This window comes from Streptomyces coeruleorubidus (genome assembly GCF_028885415.1).
Taxonomy (GTDB): Bacteria; Actinomycetota; Actinomycetes; order Streptomycetales; family Streptomycetaceae; genus Streptomyces; species Streptomyces coeruleorubidus_A.
Map to the genome: position 1 here is coordinate 7,491,611 of NZ_CP118527.1, position 17,247 is coordinate 7,508,857.

The window sequence follows — 17,247 nt, forward strand, 5'->3', positions numbered from 1 at the left end:
GGCTCTCCGCTCACCCGGCCCTCCGCTCACCGAAGCCGGGGACCGAACGGGCCCGGTGACCGCCGCCCACCGGGCCCGCCCGAAGCGACGGTTCAGCCGACCCGGCAGGGCAGGCTCGTCGTACTGTCACCGCCCGAGCCGGAGACCGTGTACCCGAACGTCGTGCTCTTGCCCGGATCGAGGGAGCCGTTCCAGCCGGCGTTGTGGACCATCACCGACTGGCCGTTGTAGGTGGCGCTGCCGCTCCACAGGCTCTCGATCCTCTGGCCGGACGGCAGCGTCCAGTCGACCATCCAGCCGAGCATCGGGACGGTGCCGGTGTTGGTGACGGTCACCTCGGACTGGTAGCCGCCGTTCCAGCTGCCGGTCGTCTTGCGGGTGGCCGTGCAGGTGCCGGGCACCGGCTCGGACGGGTTGCCCGGCTGCTTGATGCCGGTCACCTCGCCGTTGCCGCCGTCGAAGACGACGTCCGAGCAGGAGTAGAAGGTCTCCTGACTGTCGGAGCGCTGCCAGACCATGTAGATGATGTGGCGGCCCGACTTGCCCTCGGGGAGCTTGCCGGTCCAGGAGTAGTTGGCCTCGACCGTGCCCGGGGAGCCGTTCAGCGGCGGGTGGTCGACGCTCAGGAACGGCCGTTCCTCCATGTCGTTCCAGGTGAGCGTCTTGGTCGGGTCGAAGCCGTCCTTGGTGATGTAGACGTAGAACCAACCCGGGTGCGCCGCCCAGGCGTTGTACGAGAAGTCGACCGTCGCGCCCGAGGTGAGGTGGGTGAGCGGCCAGTCCTTGCTGGGCGTGTTGAACCCGGTGAAGTTGGTGTTGCCGCCGCTGCACAGCTCGCCGTCCGGTACGAAGCCCCGGGTGCGGCCGGCGCCGTCCGAGCGGAGCACGGAGAACCAGTTGTAGAACGGCGTGGTGCCGCTGACCTGCTGCGCGGCCCGGCACGCCGGGTTGACCGGCTTGATCTCACCGGTGTCGGTCAGACCGTCCTGCCAGCACAGGAAGGTGCGGCTGCCGGGCTTCATGGGGGTGCCGTGCGCCTCCGCCTCACCACCGGCCGTCATGACCAGGCCGAGGGCCGGAACGGTGACGAGGAGGGAGAGCAGCACCAGGAAGAAGGCTCTGGCCCGGGTGGGAAGCGCTGATCGGGGCGTCGGGGGTCCCCCCGAGCTTTTTGTCAGGATCATGACAGAACCGTCCGTTCCTTGGGGTACGGGCCTGTGGATGCGTGTGCGCGGATGCGCGGAGTGGGAGCGACTCGAAGGGCGGGTTCCGGTCCACCGTTATGGGAGCGCTCCCACCCCGCTGTTGCGGAAGTTAGCGCCGGGCGGCGCAGTTGTCTACGGCTGTCGCAGCAGGGTGCTGGTCAGGATTCCGGCGTCACCGGCGTCGGGTTTTGTGAAGTTGACTTTGCTTTCCCTTCACGATTGGCTGCGGATCCGACCTTTCATGATCCGGGGGGATCCCTTTGAACCGCACCATCCGTGCAGCCGTCTGCGCCGTCGCCACCGCCGGTCTCGCGCTCGCTCTCAGCTCCTGTTCCGAGGCCGTCGACCAGGTCGACAAGGCAGTGGACGAGACGTACGAAGTCACCTACGAGGTCACGGGGAAGAACGTCGACTCGATCGAGTTCCACGGCGGCGGTGGCAAGGCCATGGAGCCGAAGGTCGAGTCTGTGTCGAAGCCCGAGCTGCCCTGGAAGAAGACGGTCACGCTGCGCGGCATCATGCCCGCGGCGGTCATGCCGGTCGCCGCGGACCCCGAAGGCGCCCAGGTCACATGCAAGATCATCCACAAGGGCAAGGTGATCGAGGAACAGAGTGCCGATGGTCTGGTGACCGCCGGCGGCTGCACCGCGGAGTCCCCGATCGGGAAGTAGCCCCGAATGCGAGGCCGATGGGTGGGTCGGCGTCCCGCACCCGGAGCTCCGGCCGGACCTCAGGTCAACGAACCCCGAAGGGTGACCGCAAACCCCTGTGGTCATCACTCCGATCCGCCCAACACCTCTCGCATCCAGGTCAGTTGACGCCGCACCTGCACCGCGTCACCCCCCTCGTGCCCGTTGAACGGATACGCGTGGATCTCCTTGCGCGGTGCCGTGCCGGTCAGTTCGGCATAGCGGTTGAACGCCGCGTACGCCCCGCTCGGCGGGCACACCGTGTCCCGCAGCCCCACGCCGAAGTGAGCCGGAGCCTGCGCGCGACGGGCGAAGGAGATGCCCTCGACGTAGGAGAGGGTGCGGTAGGCGTCGTGCTCGGCGCCCCGGTGGACGGCGAGGTAGGACGCGATCTCCCCGTACGGCCCCGCGTCCGTGAGGTCGAGCGCCCGGCGGATGCCGCACAGCAGCGGGGCGGTGACGAGCAGCGCCGCCAGGTCGGGGACGAGCCCCGCGACCGCCAGAGCCAGCCCACCGCCCTGGCTGTTGCCGGCCGCGACGATGCGCGCGGGGTCGACGCCGGGCAGTTCCCGCACCGCCGTGACCGCGCGGACCGCGTCCGTGATCAGGCGCCGGTAGTGGTAGTCCTCGGGAGCGAGCAGGCCGCGTACCGCCGCGCCGGGGCCGCCCGGGGCGGTGGCGTGCGGGTCGGGGGTGTCGCCGCCGCAGCCGTACTCGTCGCCCTGCCCGCGATTGTCCATGAGCAGGTGCGCGTACCCGGCGTTCACCCATGTCAGGCGCTCGTGCGGCAGACCCCGGCCGCGTCCGTACCCGGCGAACTCGACGACGGCGGGAAGGGGTTCGCCGCAGGCCGCCGGCCTGCTGAACCAGGCGCGTACCGGGTCGCCCGCGAACCCCCGGAACGTCACGTCCCAGGTCCGCGTCAGCCGCAGGCCCGTCTCCACCGGCCGCACCGACACCAGCGGGTCCGCCTGGTCGGCCTCCTTCAGGGTGCGCAGCCAGAACGCGTCGAAGTCGGCGGGCTCCCCGAGGTCCGGGCGGTGGCGCTCCAGTTCCGTCAGCGGCAGGTCGAACGCGGGCACGGCGGCACCTCGCAGGAGTCGGTGTTCATCCAGAAACTTGCGACGGGCAATGGGGGGCAGGTCCCTGGGGTCTACCCAGGTTCGACGCGATCCCAACGCGGCACAGACGCCTCAGCCGACTGCCGCTGCACCCATTGACAGCGCTTTCTGCTGCCCTTAAGTTGCCGCGAAGTTACCGGTAAGAGCTCGAAAGTTTCGGTTCCGCGTCCCATGCCCACGGGAGGCCCGAGCAATGAGCACGTCCACCACGTCGGCCCCGCCGGGCACCGAGGATCCGCCTCCGGCCTCAGCCGCACCTCGACGCGGCAAGCGGGACCCCGCCCGGACCGGCTGGCGGCGGGCGCTGCGCCGCGACTGGCAGTTGTACTCGCTGGCGATCCTGCCGCTGCTGTTCTTCCTGGTCTTCCGCTATCTGCCGATGATCGGCAACGTCATCGCCTTCCGGCGCTTCGAGCCGGGCGGGTCGCTCTTCGGCGAGGAGTGGGTGGGGCTGCGCTATGTGCAGATGTTCCTCAACGACCCCACCTTCTGGCAGGTGTTCCGCAACACCCTGTGGATCGGCGGGCTCACGCTGCTGTTCTGCTTCCCGGTCCCCATCGTGCTGGCGCTGCTGCTCAACGAGGTACGCCGGCGCTCCCTGAAGCGGTTCGTGCAGTCCGTGTCGTACCTTCCGCACTTCCTGTCGATCGTGATCGTCGCGGGCATCACGATGCAGATGCTGGCCAGTGACGGCCCGGTCAACCACATCCTCGGCTGGTTCGGCCACGAACCGATCCGCTTCATCCAGGAACCCGAGTGGTTCCGCACGATCTACGTCGGCTCGGAGATCTGGCAGACCGCCGGCTGGGGCACGATCCTCTACCTCGCCGCGCTCACCACGATCGACGAGGACCTGTACGAGGCCGCGCGCATCGACGGAGCCAACCGCTGGCAGCAGATCTGGCACGTGACCCTGCCCGGCATCCGGCCCACCATGGTCACGCTGCTGATCCTCAACATCGGCGCGTTCATGGCGGTCGGCTTCGAGAAGGTCCTGCTGCTGTACAACCCGCTGACGTATCCGACCGCCGACGTGATCTCGACGTACGTGTACCGGTCCGGCGTGGAGTCCAACAGCTTCAGCTACGCCGCCGCCATCGGACTGTTCGAGGCGGTCATCGGCCTGGTCCTGATCACGTCCGCCAACCAGCTCTCGCGCCGCACAGTGGGGACGAGCCTGTGGTGAAGCCGAGTTGTTCCTACCGGGTCTTCCAGGGCGTCAACGGGGTGGTCCTCACCCTCGTCGTGCTGGTGACCCTGTACCCCTTCGTCAACATCCTCGCGCGGTCCTTCAGCGGGGAGCGGCAGATCCGGGCCGGTGAGGTGACCCTGCTGCCCAAGGGGTTCAACCTCACCACGTACGAGATCGTGTTCCAGGACTCGATGTTCTGGCGGAACTACGGCAACACCGTGCTGTACACGGTCGTGGCGACGGCCGTGGCCATGGTGCTGACGACCTGTTACGCCTACGTGCTGTCGAAGAAGCACCTCAAGGGGCGTGGCGTGCTCGTCGGGATCGCCGTGTTCACGATGTTCTTCACCGGTGGCCTGATCCCGAACTACATCCTGGTCACCAGCCTCGGTCTGAAGAACAGCGTCTGGGCGATCGCCCTGCCGAACGCGATCAGCGTCTTCAACCTCCTGGTCATGAAGGCCTTCTTCGAGAACCTGCCGACCGAGCTGGAGGAGGCCGCGCAGATCGACGGCCTCAGCACGTACGGCATCCTGCTCAGGATCGTCCTGCCGCTGTCCAAGGCGGTCGTGGCGACGATGGTGCTGTTCTACTCGGTGTCCTTCTGGAACTCCTGGTTCAGCGCCTTCCTCTACATGGACCGGACGGATCTGATGCCGGTCACCGTCTACCTCCGCAACCTCATCCAGGGCGCCACCGGCGGCGGCAACGCCGGCGCGGGCACGGAGCAGCTCAGCCAGGTCGGCGCGAACATCCAGTCGGTGACCATCGTCCTCACCGCCCTGCCGATCCTCTGCGTGTACCCGTTCGTCCAGCGCTACTTCGTCTCGGGCGTGATGCTCGGCGCGGTCAAGGGCTGACGCCGCCTTCCCAGCTCGCTTACGGAACAACTCGCTTACGGAACGAAGGAGTCTCCGTGCAGAACGCAGGACAGCTGTCGCGGCGCCAGATACTCGCCGCCGCCGGCTTCATCGGCCTCGCGACGGTCACCGGCTGCGGCAGCTCAGACGACGGCGGGGACGGGAAGGACCTGTCGAAGAAGCAGAACGGGGCGATGAAGAACTACCGGGCCGGGCAGCAGTTCAAGGCGGCCAAGCCGCTGTCCTTCTCGGTGCTGCACAACAACAACCCCGTCTACCCCATGAAGGACGGCTGGCTGTTCTGGAAGGAACTCACCAAGCGCACCGGCGTCACCCTCAAACCGGTCGACGTCCTGCTGGCCGACTACGAGAAGAAGCGCAGCGTCCTCATCGGCGCGGGCGACGCCCCTTTCCTGATCCCGAAGACGTACCACCCCTCCGAGGTCGCCTTCGTCTCCTCGGGCGCGATCCTCGCGGTCAGCGACTACGTCCACCTGATGCCCAACTTCCGCGACAAGGTGCGCAAATGGAAGCTGGAGCCCGAGCTCGACTCGATCCGCCAGTCCGACGGCAAGTACTACCTGCTGCCCGGCCTGCACGAGAAGCCCAAGTCCGGCTACTCGCTGTCCTTCCGCACGGACGTCCTCGACAAGCACGGCCTGAGCCTGCCCACCACCTGGGACGAGGTCTACGACGTCCTCAAGGCGCTCAGGGAGGAGTACCCCGGCACGTACCCCTTCTCCGACCGCTGGAGCACCAACACCCCGTTCCCCTGCGGCGCCCTGTTCGGCTACCTCGGCCAGGCCTTCGGCGTCCGGGCCGGATGGAGCTACGACAACATCAGCTTCGACCACAAGGCGCAGAAGTTCGTCTTCACCGGCGCCCAGGACGCCTACCGCCAGATGGTCGAGTACCTGCGGGGGCTCGTCGCCGAGAAGCTCATGGACCCCGAGAGCTTCAGCCAGACCGACGACCAGGCCGTGCAGAAGCTGCTCGCCGAGAAGTCCTACGCGATCAGCGCCAACCCTCAGGAGCTGGTGCAGAACTACCGCTACAACCTGGAGAAACAGGTCGACGGAGCCAAGATCGAGATGGTCCCCGTGCCCCTCGGACCGGCCGGCCCGGTCGTGCTCGGCGGCACCCGCCTGGAGAACGGCGTCATGGTCGCCGGCAAGGCCCTCAAGAGCGACAGCTTCGTCGCGATGATGCAGTTCCTCGACTGGCTCTGGTACTCCGACGAGGGCCAGAAGTTCTGCAAGTGGGGCGTCGAGGGCGTCACCTACACCGAGTCCGGCGGCCGGCCCCGGCCGAAGCCCGGCATCTCCCTGATGGGCTCCGACCCGGACGCCCCGAAGGATCTCCAGAAGGACTACGGCTTCTTCAACGGCGTCTTCACCTACGGCGGCACCTGGGACCTGGTCTCCTCCTCGTTCAGCCCGGACGAGAAGAGGTTCCAGGACGCCATGACCCAGCGCGAGCAGCTGCCCGTCGACCCGGCCCACCCGCTCCAGTCCTTCGAGCAGGAACAGGCGACCCTCTGGGAGACCCCGCTCAAGGACACCGTCATCCAGAACACCCTCCAGTTCGTCCTCGGCAAGCGTCCGCTGTCCGAATGGAACGCCTACCTCGCCGAACTGAAGTCGAAGAACATGCAGCAGCTCGTCGACCTGCACAACAAGGCGTACGAGCGGTTCAAGAAGGAGAACGGGTGATCCGCGTCCCCGACGCGCCGATCGGCCGGCTGACCGGCGCCTGGCGACACCGCGTCGGCACCGGCCGCCACGACCTCGCCCTGTGCCGCGGCTTCCCGGGCTCCGCCGAGTCTGCGTGCGCCTGTCGGTGGCCGGCCGCTGACGTCGGCCGCGTCGGTCTGGTCCTGCGCCGGGGCTTCCCGGAGTCCGCCGAGTCTGCGCGCACCCACCGGCGACTGACGGCCGACGCCGGCCGCGTCTACCTGCCCCTGACCCTGGGCCGCCACGAGGTCACCCTCGTCGAGCTCACCCCGGCCGCCGACGGGACCCCGCTCTGGTGGGACGAGTGGCGCCTGCCCGGCCGGGAGGCGGCATGAGCACCGTACGCACCTCCGACTTCGGCACCGGAGCCCTCTCCCGCGCATCCGCCCTGATCCACACCGTCCTCACCGTCGAGGCGCTGCTGCTCCTCGCCGCCTCCCCGGGACTGGCCGGACTGCTCCTGCTCGGCCCCGACCCCGCCAACCTGCCCCTCGCGGCCTTGTGCCTCCTGCCCGCCGGGCCGGCCCTGTCCGCCGCCCTCTACGCCCTCCACCACCGCAGCCGCGACCTCACCGAACTGCACCCGGCCCGCGCCTTCCTGCGCGGCTGGCGGCTCAACGCCGTACCGGCGCTGAAGCTGTGGACACCCCTGCTGGCCTGGCTGACGGTCATCGCCTTCACCCTGACCCACTTCTCCGCCACCGGCCTGCCCGCCTGGTGGGCGCTGCTGCTGGCGGCGATCGGCGCCGGCTCCCTCCTCTGGGGCGCGCACGCCCTCGTCCTCACCTCGCTGTTCGCCTTCCGCGCCCGGGACACCGCCCGCCTGGCCGGGTACTTCCTCTTCCGGCACGGCCGGGCCACCCTCGCCGCCGCCTCCCTGCTCGTCCTGACGGCCGCGTTGACCGCCCTGCTGACCGAGGCCGTGGCCGCCCTGCTGGCCGCCCTGCTGCTGCTGTCCCTGCTGCACGGCAGCCGCACGGTGATCGCCGAGACCCAGGAGGAGTTCACGGCTTGACTTCCTCTCCCGCCCGTAGGAGGGGAGTTCTACGGGTCGCCCCGTCGACTTCCTGCTTCGTCGCCGACTGCCCGCTCGGAGTTCTCCGTTGAGGTCTTACACCGGCTCCACAGGCCGATGCCGCCAGCCCGGCGGCCAGAAGATTGTTCGCGGCGTTCACATCCCGGTCGTGGGTTGTGCCGCAACGATCACACGTCCATGCACGGACGTGCAGTGGCATCCTGTCCTGCAGGGCACCACAGGCGGAGCACAGTTTGGAGGAAGGGAAGAAGCGATCGACCGTGATCACTTCGCGGCCGTACCAATTCGCCTTGTACTCCAGCATGCTCCTGAACTCGGCCCACGCGGCATCGCTGATGGCGCGGGCGAGGCGGCCGTTCCTCAACAGGTTGCGAACGGTCAAGTCCTCGATCACGAGCGTTTGGTTTTCACGCACGAGTCGAGTGGTGATCTTGTGGAGATGGTCCCGTCGGCGGTCGGTGATCCGCGCGTGTACACGGGCCACGCGTCGCCTGGCTTTTTCGCGGTTCTTCGAGCCCTTCTTCTTGCGCGACAGCTCACGCTGTGCCTTCCCCAGCCGCATGCGGTCACGCCGCTCGTGCCTGGGGTTGGTGATCTTTTCTCCGGTGGAGAGTGTCAGCAGGTGGTCAAGCCCCGCGTCGATACCGACCACCCCACCGTTCGGGGGCAACGGCTTCACGCTCGAGTCCTCGCACAGCAGGGATACGAACCATCGACCCGCGCTGTCCTGGGAAACGGTCACCGTCGACGGCATCATCGCTTCCGGCAGTGGCCGCGACCACACGATGTTCAGCGGCCCGCTCATCTTGGCAAGCGTCAACCTGCCATCGCGGAAACGGAAAGCGGACGTGGTGTACTCAGCGCTTCGGCGCGACTTCTTGCGGCTCTTGAAGCGCGGGTACTTCGAGCGCTTGGCGAAGAAGTGGGTGAACGCGGTCTGCAGATGCCGCAGGGCTTGCTGAAGCGGTACGGAGGACACGTCGTTGAGGTAGGCGAGCTCCTCGGTTTTCTTCCACTCCGTCAGCATTGCCGAGGTCTGGTTGTAGTTGACACGCTCCTGGCGTGCCCAGGCCTCAGTCCGGGCAGCGAGCGCCATGTTGTAGACCTTGCGCGCACAGCCGAACGTGCGAGACAGCTCGGCTGCCTGCGCATCGGTCGGATAGAAGCGGTACTTGAACGCCCGCTTCACATGAGTGGCCATAGCTCACAAACTACCACTCTGCCTTGTGAGTTCGGTGGTTTTTCTGAAGGAGTTCCCATGACGGCGCCAACCAGCAGTAACCGCGGTGACCTCCCCAACGTCTCCAAGGTTTCCTATGGCGGTGACTACAACCCCGAGCAGTGGCCCGAGGACGTCTGGGACGACGACCACCGCCTGTTCACCCGGGCCGGCATCGACACCCTCACCGTCGGCGTGTTCACCTGGTCCCTCACCCAACCAGCCCCGGAAACTTACGACTTCACGGTCCTGGACCGCATCCTGGACCGTGCCGCCGCGGAGAACCGCCGGGTCTGTCTGGCCACCGGCACCGCCGCCCTCCCGCCCTGGCTCGCCAAGCGCCACCCCGAGGTCAACCGCACCGACTTCGAGGGCCGCCGCCACCGTTACGGCCAGCGCCACAACTTCTGCCCCAGCTCACCGGCGTACCGCGAGCACGCCACGGCGCTGGCCTCCCGCCTCGCCGAACGGTACGCCGACCACCCCGCCCTGCTCGCCTGGCACATCAACAACGAGTACGGCGGCGTCTGCTACTGCGAGCTGTGCGCCGAGGCGTTCCGGGAATGGCTCCGCGACCGCCACGGCACCCTCGACGCCCTCAACGACGCCTGGTGGACCACCTTCTGGTCGCACCGCTACACCGACTGGGACCAGATCGAGCCGCCGAACGCCCTCACCGAACACTGGCGCGGCCCCGACCACACCGCCTTCCAGGGCATCACCCTCGACTACTTCCGCTTCACCACCGACGCCCTCCTCGGCTGCTTCCTGGCCGAGAAGGAGGTGATCCGCGCCCACGACGCGGACACGCCCGTCACCACCAACTTCATGGGCACCTTTCGCCCCCTCGACTACCACCGCTGGGCGCCCCACCTCGACTTCGCCTCCTGGGACAACTACCCGCCCCTGGACGCCCCGCCGACCCGGCCCGCCCTCGCCCACGACCTGATGCGCGGCCTGAAGGACGGCGCCCCCTTCTGGCTGATGGAGCAGACGCCGTCGACTACGGCCTGCCGTGACGTCAACCCGCTCCGGCGACCCGGCGAACTCCGCCTCGCCACCTTCCAGGCCATCGCCCACGGCGCGGACGCAGCCCTCTACTTCCAGATGCGCGCCTCACGGGGCGCCTGCGAGAAGTACCACGGGGCGGTCATCGGCCACGCGGGCCGCGACGACACCCGGGTCTTCCGCGAAGTGGCCGAGCTGGGACGGCAGTTGGAGTCCCTGGGCGACCGGACCCTCGGCGCCCGCACCCCGGCCCGCACCGCCCTCCTCTTCGACTGGGACAGCTGGTGGGCCCTGGAGATCTCCGACGGCCCGTCCCGGCCGGTCAAGTACCCGGACGTGGTCCACGCCTACTACCGGGCCGCCCGCGAGGCCGGCGCCGACGTGGACGTGATCCCGCAGACCGCCGACCTCGCGCCCTACGAGGTGGTGCTCGCCCCCGTCCTCCACCTGGTCAAGGGCGACCTCGCCACCCGCCTCGAAGAAGTGGCCGCCCGCGGCGGCACGGTCCTGGCCACCTTCCTCTCCGGCCGCGTCGACGAGCACGACCGCGCCTTCCTCACCGACGTCCCCGGCCCGCTCGCCCCTCTCATGGGCATCCGCGTGGACGAATGGGACGCCCGCCCCCCGGAGTTCACCCAGCCCCTTCCCGAACTGCCGGCCGAGGCACGGCTCGTCTTCGAGATCGTGCTCCCACGCGGCGCCGAACCGGTCGCCACGTACGGCACCGACTTCTACGCGGGCACCCCGGCTGTGACCCGCAACCAGTTCGGTGACGGCGAGGCCTGGTACGTCGCCACCGCCCTCGACCAGCCGGGCGTCGACGAGGTCGTCCGCCGCATCCTGGCCCGCCACGACCTGCTCGGCCCCTACGCCGACCACCCCGCGGTGGAGACCGCCACCCGTGTCACCCCCGACGGCACCCCCCTCCTCTTCCTCCTCAACCACGCCCCCGAACCGGCCCACCTGACGGCCCGCACCACCGTCACCGACCTGCTCACCGGCAAACGGGTCGAGCAGGGCGAACCCCTGGTCCTCGACCCGCTGGGCGTGGCGATCCTTCAGTAAATCCGGCGCCCCCGCTCGTCCGGCACCCCCGACTTGCGGAAGAAGTAGCTGTTGATCTGGTCGCGCCACTCGCGGGCGCTGCGGAGCTGCTCCTCGTACCGCTCCGCCACCCGGGCGTGGCGTGCCGGGTCCACCAGCCCGGCCAGCAAGGCCCACACCTCCCGGGCCTCCTCGACCTCCTCCACGCCCTCGAAGTGCGTGTCGTAGATGTGCTGGATCACGGTCTTCCCGCTCGTCAGCAGATGTCCGTACGGCACGTGGTGGAAGAACAGCAGCAGCTCGTCGGGGCAGGTGTCCGGCGACTCGTACAGCTCGGCCCACGGCTTGGTGTACTGCCCGGCGTACCCGGTGCCGGTCGCCACACTGCGGTCGACGCCGATGCCGTCCCGGTCGGCGAAGTGGTAGGTGCCCCAGGGGCTGTACTCGTAGCCGTCGACGCTGGGCCCGTAGTGGTGGCCCGGCTGCACCATCCATCCCACGCCGAGCGGAGCGGTGTACTTCTCGTACGTCCGCCACGAGCCGTCGAGCACCGCGTGCAGCCCGTCGGACAGGCGCTCCGAGACCTCCGGGAAGGTCAGCCCGATCCACTCGTCGAGCACCTCACGCGGCTCGGTGTCCGGCCGCCAGGCCAGCCGTCCGAAGGTGTACAGGTTGGCCTGGGCGAGGGGATGCCCGGTCCAGAACGGATCGTCGCCGGCGTTGGACACGGCGACCAGCCCGCCCCGCGCCCGTTCCCCCACGGACGACTCCGGTTCGTGCCGGAACCGCAGCACCTCGCTCCACATCGGCCCCAGCCAGCAGACGTGCCGCTGCTGCCCGGTGTACTCCTGGGTGACCTGCAACTCCACCGCCAGCCGGGTGCGCGGCATCGCGCCGATCAGCGGCGAGACCGGCTCGCGCACCTGGAAGTCCATCGGCCCGTGCTTCACCTGGAGCACGGCGTTCGGCGCGAACTCGCCGTCCAGCGGCACGAAGTGGTCGTACGCGGCCCGGGCCCGGTCCGTCGTGCGGTCCCGCCAGTCCTGGCGGTGGTCGTAGACGAACGCCCGCCAGTGGACGGTGCCGCCGTACGGTTCGAGCACGGCGGCCAGCATGTTCGCTCCGTCCGCGTGAGTGCGGCCGTACGCGAACGGGCCCGGCTGCCCCTCCGAGTCGGCCTTCACCACGTACCCGCCGAAGTCGGGGATCGCCTCGTACACCCATCGTGTCGCCGCTGCCCACCAAGCCCGCACCGCCTCGCCCAGCGGATCGGCCGTGGGAAGTCCACCGAGCACCACCGGCGCGGCGAAGGACACGGACAGGTGTGTGCGGATCCCATAGGGCCGCAGCACATCGGCGATCGCGGCCACTTCGCCGATCCGGTCGGTCAGCAGGTGCGCCTCGGTCTCGTGCACGTTGACGTTGTTGACGGCGACCGCGTTGATCCCGCAGGCCGCGAGCAGCCTGCCGTACGCCCGCACCCGCTCCAGGTCGCCGCGCGCCCGCCCGTCCTCCCAGAACAGCGAGCCGCCCGCGTATCCGCGCTCCACCTGGCCCATGACCGGGTGCACGGCGACGTTGTCCCAGTGGTCGAGCATGCGCAGGGCGAGGGCGGGGCGGTGCGTCTCCCGAGCCCACGCGCCGGTGAACGCCGCCTCGCCGAGCCGCACGACATGGAACAGGCCGTACAGCAGCCCCCGTCCGCCGGAGGCGGTGACGGTCGTCGTGCCGCCCTCACGCGCGGATGTGAAGCCTTCCTCGCCGAAGCCGTCGGCACCCGGGTCGAGGACCAGGTCGTACGCGCCCTCGCCCGGCTGGACGTCGCGCACGACCCGCCCCCCGAACCGCCGGCAGGCCTCCGCCACCTCCCCGTGCACCGTCTCCACCAGCGCACCCGATCCACGGATCAGCGTCCGCCGGCTGCCGACCGCCCGGAAGGCGGCGGACGGCAGCCAGGCCGGATCGACACCCTCGGGCAAGACGGGCACGGGAAGCGGCATCAGACCCCCAACTCGGCTGCTCGGGCGAGCAGTTCGACCTCCGCCGACGTGCCCTCGCCGTCGAGGACCAGGCGGTACTTCTCGTACGTACCCGGTGACCTCACGCTGAACGCGAGGAGGGGAGGATTCAAATTACTCCGGAACCGGGTCGTCCGACTCATAAGAGGACGCGAACCTCCGGTCGGCCTTCTCGGGCGCTTCGGGCAGTGCGACCGCAACGCCCCGGGATCCCAGGGCCAAAGCGAGGACGGCCGCCGACACGACCGCCGGACCCCATCTGTGCCGAGCTTTCCGCTGCGTCTACGGGTACCCTCCCTGCGCAGTGGACAACGTTGTCAACTTCGAGCGCAAGGACCAGTGGTTGCCCAGGTGCCGGAGAGTGTCAAGGGTGTTGGCTGTGGCGTTCGGGGGTGACGACCGGGATTTTTCCGCTGGGTTACAGGCGAAGCGCTCGACTTTCCGCGAGGTCTCAACTCGGATAAGACCCACGGCCAACCCTGTGTTCGATGTTGATCCGCTGGCGGGAAGTGGACTATACCTGTCGGACGATTCACACGATCCGCACGTCACCACCCGCACTTCCTGCACGACCCAGCTTGACCCGATCGCGGTGCCGGGAAGGATCCGGTTCACCGCCTGAGTCCTGGAGAAGGCGAGGACTTGAGCATGGGATCCACTTCCGCCGAGAACCACGGCACCGAAGGAGTCGGCCGCCGTGATCTGATCAAAAGGTCCGCCGCGCTCGGGCTGATCTCCGTTCCCACGATGAGCTTCCTGTCCGCCTGCGCCAGCAGCGGCGGCGACGACAGCGGGGACAAGGCCAAAGCCGGCAAGAAGACCGCGAAGAACCCGCTCGGCGTCAACGACACCGCGGGCATGGAATTCGTCCTGTTCGACGGCGGTTTCGGCAAGGAGTACGCCGAGGACGCCGTGAAGATCTACGAGAAGGACTTCCCCAAGGCGAAGGTGAAGTTCTCCGCCACCCAGAAGATCCAGTCCACCCTCCAGCCCCGCTTCAACCAGGGCACCCCGCCGGACCTCATCGACAACTCCGGCGCCGAACAGATGGACATGGGCGTCCTGGTCGGCAAGAACCAGCTCACCGACCTCACCCCGCTGCTGGACGCGCCCTCCTACGACGACCCGGCCAAGAAGGTCCGCGACACGCTGCGCCCCGGCATCGTCGAGATGGGCCAGTTCGACGGCGAGAAGGTCTGGATCCTCTACTACGCCTACACGGTCTACGGCGTCTGGTACTCGCAGAAGGCCCTGGACTCGCTCGACGAGCAGTACCCCGAGACCTGGGACCAGATGCTCGCGGTCTGCGAGAAGGCCAAGAAGAAGGGCATGGCGGGCTGGACGTACGCGGGCAAGTACCCGTACTACCTCCCCTTCTCGCTCTACCCGATGATCGGCAAGGTCGGCGGCCGCGAGGTCCTCGACGCCATCGACAACCTGGAGCCGAACGCCTGGAAGCACCCGGCCGTCAAGGCCTGCTTCGACGCGTACTACGAGCTCTACAAGAAGGGCTACATCCTCAAGGGCACCCCGGGCCTGGACCACATCCAGTCGCAGACCGCCTGGGCCCAGGGCAAGGCGCTGTTCATCCCGAACGGCTCCTGGGTGGAGAACGAGTCGGCGAACGTCATCCCGAAGGACTTCGACCTGGCCGTCTCCGCGCCCACCGGCCTCGACACCTCCGACAAGCTGCCCTTCGGCACCATCTGGGCCTCCGGCGGCGAGCCCTTCATCGTCCCGGCCAAGGCGAAGAACGCCGAGGGCGGCATGGAGCAGTTGCGCATCATGCTCAGCGAGGCGTCGTCGAAGAACTTCACCAGCAAGGTGAAGTCGCTGACCGCGTACAACGGCGGCACCGACGGCATCGCCCTCACCCCTGGTCTGAAATCGGGTGTCGCGGCGCTGGACAAGGCGGGCGAGAACGTGGTGAATCCCCGCCTCCAGGACTGGTACGTGCAGTTGCAGAAGGAGAAGATCGGGGTCTCCGGCCTGGGCGAGATGATGGCCGGCCGCCTCACCCCGGCCGAGGCCATCAAAAAGATCCAGGGCTACGCCGACGAGGCCGCCAAGGACGACTCCATCAAGCACTACAAGCACCAGTAACGGCACCGGAAACTTTTTCCGCAACGGCACCGGAGTGGCGATGCAGCACGGCAAGTACCGGTTCATCGTGGGCTTCCTCGCGCTGCCCCTGGGACTGTACGCGCTCTTCGTGGTCTGGCCGTTCATCCAGTCCATCTACTACTCGTTCACGGACTGGACCGGCCTGAGCCCCGAATTCAAGATGGTCGGTTTCGACAACTACAGCCGGATGCTGGACGACGAGATCTTCTGGAAGTCGTTGCAGCACAGCCTGCTGTTCGCGCTCCTGCTGCCGGTCGTGACGATCAGCCTGGCGCTGTTCTTCGCCTTCATGATCAATGTGGGCGGCAGAAAGAGGAAGAACGGCCCGGTCGTCTCCGGTGTCCGCGGCTCCTCCTTCTACAAAATCGTCTACTTCTTCCCGCAGGTCCTCTCGATCGCCATCGTCGCGCTGCTGTTCGCGTTCGCGTACAACCCGGACAGCGGCGCGATCAACTCGATCCTGCGCGGGATCGGGCTGGACGGCGTCCAGCCGCTGTGGCTGGGCGACCCCGACCTCGCGCTGTGGGCCGTGATGGCGGTGCTCGTCTGGTCCACGGTCGGCTTCTTCGTGGTCCTCTTCTCCGCCGGCATGGCCTCCATCCCGGCGGAGATGTACGAGGCCGCGCTGCTGGACGGGGCGGGCCGGGCCACGACGTTCTTCCGCATCACCCTTCCCCTGCTCTGGGACACCGTGCAGTCGGGCTGGGTCTACATGGGCATCCTCGCCCTGGGAGCCGAGTCGTTCGCGGTCGTGCAGATCATGACGACCGGGCCGGGCGGTCCCGACTACTCGACCACCGTCATGGTCCTGTACGTGTACCAGAAGGCGTTCCGTGACGGGCAGGCCGCCTACGCCACCACCATCGGTGTCGCCCTGCTCGTCGTCACGCTGGCCTTCGCCGCCGTGGTGATGCGGCTGGGCCGTCGCGAGCGGCTGGAGTACTGATGAAGACGACGCAGAGCCCCGCGCCCGTGCCGGCCGAGTCCGGTGCGCCGGTCACCAAGGCCGACACCCCGGCGGGCCCGCCCCCGAAGGAGAAGAAGGAGGGCACGGTCCTCAACGCCTTCTCCCACGGCATCCTCGTCCTCTGGGCGTTCATGGTGGTGATGCCCCTGCTCTGGGCGGTCATGACGTCCTTCAAGGACGACCGCTCGATCTTCTCCTCTCCCTGGTCTCTGCCGGACACCCTGCACTTCGACAACTGGTCGCGGGCGTGGACCGAGGCCAACATGAGCGACTACTTCCTCAACACCGTCCTGGTGGTGGGGGGTTCGCTCGTCGGCACCCTCGTCCTCGGCTCGATGGCGGCATACGTCCTGGCCCGCTTCGACTTCCCGGGCAACCGCTTCATCTACTACCTGTTCATCGGCGGCATGAGCTTCCCGATCATGCTGGCGCTGGTCCCGCTGTTCTACGTCGTGAACAACATGGGCCTGCTGAACACCATCCACGGCCTGATCCTCGTCTACATCGCCTACTCCCTCCCTTTCACGGTGTTCTTCCTGACGGCGTTCTTCCGCACGCTGCCGACGTCGGTGGCGGAGGCGGCCTTCGTCGACGGCGCCTCGCACAGCCGTACGTTCTTCCAGATCATGCTGCCCATGGCCAAGCCGGGCCTGGTCAGCGTCGGCATCTTCAACTTCCTGGGCCAGTGGAACCAGTACATGCTCCCCACGGTCCTCAACACCGACCCCGACAAGCGCGTCCTCACCCAGGGCCTCGTCCAGCTGGCGGTCAGCCAGGGCTACAAGGGTGACTGGTCGGGACTCTTCGCGGGCCTGGTCATGGCCATGCTCCCGGTCCTGGCGGCGTACATCATCTTCCAGCGACAGGTGGTGCAGGGCCTGACGGCGGGCGCGCTGAAGTAGCGACGGCCCTCGCAGCAACCGCCGGGGTGGGACCGCAGCCCAGCGGAACGGGGTGCCGCTGCGCCCACCCGTGCCGCCCTGGGGGCACCTCCCAGGCCCTTAAGGCACTGGGGGAGGCACGACTGCCCG

General features: G+C 68.2%; 14 protein-coding genes. 10 read left to right on the forward strand and 4 right to left on the reverse strand.

Annotation, left to right across the window (positions count from 1 at the left end):
- Positions 1 to 92 precede the first annotated feature (92 nt).
- Positions 93 to 1,184 carry a lytic polysaccharide monooxygenase auxiliary activity family 9 protein gene (locus PV963_RS34725; protein ID WP_274820420.1) on the reverse strand — a complete coding sequence of 364 codons (1,092 nt, stop codon included), beginning with the start codon at positions 1,182 to 1,184 and terminating at the stop codon, positions 93 to 95.
- Between the two features lie 281 nt (positions 1,185 to 1,465).
- Between PV963_RS34725 and PV963_RS34730 the strand changes: the two genes are divergently transcribed.
- Entirely contained in the window at positions 1,466 to 1,876 is a 411-nt protein-coding gene (locus tag PV963_RS34730) for an MmpS family transport accessory protein (protein ID WP_274820421.1), read from the forward strand.
- 104 nt (positions 1,877 to 1,980) lie between these two features.
- Here PV963_RS34730 and PV963_RS34735 read toward each other — a convergent pair whose 3' ends face one another.
- On the reverse strand, positions 1,981 to 2,976 hold the full coding sequence (locus PV963_RS34735) for an acetylxylan esterase (RefSeq protein ID WP_274820422.1): 996 nt from the start codon (positions 2,974 to 2,976) through the stop codon (positions 1,981 to 1,983).
- A 232-nt stretch (positions 2,977 to 3,208) separates the two neighbouring features.
- On the opposite strand from PV963_RS34735, the gene PV963_RS34740 reads away from it, so the two are divergent.
- Genes PV963_RS34740 through PV963_RS34760 form a run of 5 tightly spaced genes read left to right on the forward strand, consistent with a single transcriptional unit; the run spans position 3,209 to position 7,815 of the window.
- Positions 3,209 to 4,201: an ABC transporter permease gene (locus PV963_RS34740; protein WP_274820423.1), complete on the forward strand. Its 993-nt coding sequence runs from the start codon at positions 3,209 to 3,211 to the stop codon at positions 4,199 to 4,201.
- Positions 4,195 to 5,067, forward strand: coding sequence for a carbohydrate ABC transporter permease (locus tag PV963_RS34745; protein ID WP_274820424.1), 873 nt, complete (start codon positions 4,195 to 4,197; stop codon positions 5,065 to 5,067). The genes PV963_RS34740 and PV963_RS34745 overlap by 7 nt, the downstream gene beginning before the upstream one ends.
- Before the next feature lie 56 nt (positions 5,068 to 5,123).
- Positions 5,124 to 6,779: an extracellular solute-binding protein gene (locus tag PV963_RS34750; protein WP_274820425.1), complete on the forward strand. Its 1,656-nt coding sequence runs from the start codon at positions 5,124 to 5,126 to the stop codon at positions 6,777 to 6,779.
- A complete protein-coding gene (locus tag PV963_RS34755; protein WP_274820426.1) occupies positions 6,776 to 7,135 on the forward strand; it encodes a hypothetical protein in 360 nt (119 codons plus the stop codon). The genes PV963_RS34750 and PV963_RS34755 overlap by 4 nt, the downstream gene beginning before the upstream one ends.
- Entirely contained in the window at positions 7,132 to 7,815 is a 684-nt protein-coding gene (locus tag PV963_RS34760) for a hypothetical protein (protein ID WP_274820427.1), read from the forward strand. Before PV963_RS34755 ends, PV963_RS34760 begins: the two co-directional genes overlap by 4 nt.
- On the opposite strand, the gene PV963_RS34765 is transcribed toward PV963_RS34760, so the two are convergent.
- The gene (locus PV963_RS34765) at positions 7,805 to 9,037 is read right to left on the reverse strand and encodes an RNA-guided endonuclease InsQ/TnpB family protein (protein WP_274820428.1); all 1,233 of its coding nucleotides are present in this window, start codon (positions 9,035 to 9,037) and stop codon (positions 7,805 to 7,807) included. The two genes, PV963_RS34760 and PV963_RS34765, sit on opposite strands and share 11 nt — an antisense overlap.
- Positions 9,038 to 9,094: 57 nt before the next feature.
- Between PV963_RS34765 and PV963_RS34770 the strand changes: the two genes are divergently transcribed.
- Complete coding sequence (locus PV963_RS34770; RefSeq protein ID WP_274820429.1) at positions 9,095 to 11,128, forward strand: beta-galactosidase; 2,034 nt, start codon at positions 9,095 to 9,097, stop codon at positions 11,126 to 11,128.
- On the opposite strand, the gene PV963_RS34775 is transcribed toward PV963_RS34770, so the two are convergent.
- Positions 11,122 to 13,107, reverse strand: coding sequence for an alpha-glucuronidase (locus tag PV963_RS34775; RefSeq protein WP_274820430.1), 1,986 nt, complete (start codon positions 13,105 to 13,107; stop codon positions 11,122 to 11,124). The two genes, PV963_RS34770 and PV963_RS34775, sit on opposite strands and share 7 nt — an antisense overlap.
- 666 nt (positions 13,108 to 13,773) lie before the next feature.
- On the opposite strand from PV963_RS34775, the gene ngcE reads away from it, so the two are divergent.
- The 3 genes from ngcE to PV963_RS34790 are packed head-to-tail and all read left to right on the forward strand — an operon-like array spanning position 13,774 to position 17,118.
- Positions 13,774 to 15,228: an N-acetylglucosamine/diacetylchitobiose ABC transporter substrate-binding protein gene (ngcE, locus tag PV963_RS34780; protein ID WP_274820431.1), complete on the forward strand. Its 1,455-nt coding sequence runs from the start codon at positions 13,774 to 13,776 to the stop codon at positions 15,226 to 15,228.
- A 40-nt stretch (positions 15,229 to 15,268) separates the two neighbouring features.
- A complete protein-coding gene (locus PV963_RS34785; protein WP_274820432.1) occupies positions 15,269 to 16,195 on the forward strand; it encodes a carbohydrate ABC transporter permease in 927 nt (308 codons plus the stop codon).
- A complete protein-coding gene (locus PV963_RS34790) occupies positions 16,195 to 17,118 on the forward strand; it encodes a carbohydrate ABC transporter permease (RefSeq protein WP_274820433.1) in 924 nt (307 codons plus the stop codon). Before PV963_RS34785 ends, PV963_RS34790 begins: the two co-directional genes overlap by 1 nt.
- The last annotated feature ends 129 nt before the right edge of the window (positions 17,119 to 17,247 follow it).